Origin of the sequence: Streptococcus sp. (assembly GCF_019414905.1) — a bacterium.
GTDB lineage: Bacteria > Bacillota > Bacilli > Lactobacillales > Streptococcaceae > Streptococcus.
Window position 1 is genome coordinate 5,410 of the sequence record NZ_DXLC01000049.1, and the last position, 1,092, is coordinate 6,501.

A 1,092-nucleotide genomic window follows, 5' to 3' on the forward strand; every position below is an offset into this window, starting at 1 on the left:
ATTGAAAGTGGTGGTATGATAGCCCGTACCTTCCCAATATATTTGTTATACAAAACAAGCCATTCTTTTATTTCATAAGTATTCAAGATAACATGGCTTAACTCTTCTTCAGTTAAATAATGCTCTAATGCTCCTGTACCAGCACATCTGTCCAAAATAACATAGTCCATGCCTTTAGGAAGATTGCTAATAGCTTGACGAACAAGTTTAGTTGCTTCTTTAACATAAGGTAGTGGTGTATAAAATGCTCCTAAATCTTTTCTATTTGCGGGGTCATTTAATGCGTCCATCACGGTGTCAAAATCACTTTCGTCTCCACACCAAGGTAAGATATAGTTTTCGACTATTGAATTAGATGGTTGTTTGAGCATCTCAAACATTTGAGATTTTGTTGTTGTTTTATCGTGACGGTATATATAGTTCGCCCACCCTAAAATGTTTGGAAAATCAATTTCAAACTTTTGATACTCGTCTATTTGGAATAATTCACACAATTCACGATTTTTAGGGCTTTTTGGTTGAAGAACATCAAATTCAATTACTTTTTCAGGATTAGTAGCATTTTTTAAAGTGGTCTGATTTACATTTTTTGATGCACTATTCGTATAATTTTGTAAAATTTCTAAACGATATTGAGTTGCATCATAAACACTAGCACGATTTTTATTAATATCAACTAAAACGATTTTGCTTGGTATAGGAATACCACCTTTTATCCTTAATTTAGACAGATAGTGGATAGCTTGAACAAGCACAGCATTAAGATCAGCAATGCTATTTTTAAATTCAAACAGAGCTCCGTTAATGATACCATCAGTATTTTCGATTAAAATATCTTTTTCATCAAAACCGAAATTTCTCCAGAAAAATAAATTGTCAGCTCTTTCATTTCCAGATTGCCAACTTCTATCAATAGCTAGAGGAGCCATTTTACACCTCCAACAATCAACTCATTGAGTTGAGAAACAACAGAAAAGACCTTCTCACAAAAATGTGAAAAAGTCTGTTTTAGGGCTTGACAAAAAATACGCTTGATTACATAATCAGCGTGAGATGTGAGCTGTGAGCTGTGAGCTGTGAGCTGTGAGCTGT

At 33.9% G+C, this 1,092-nt stretch carries 1 pseudogene; it reads right to left on the reverse strand.

The window, feature by feature from the left end:
- Positions 1 to 929: pseudogene (locus QZ359_RS01245) on the reverse strand (hypothetical protein); the annotation flags it as partial.
- Between the last annotated feature and the right edge of the window lie 163 nt (positions 930 to 1,092).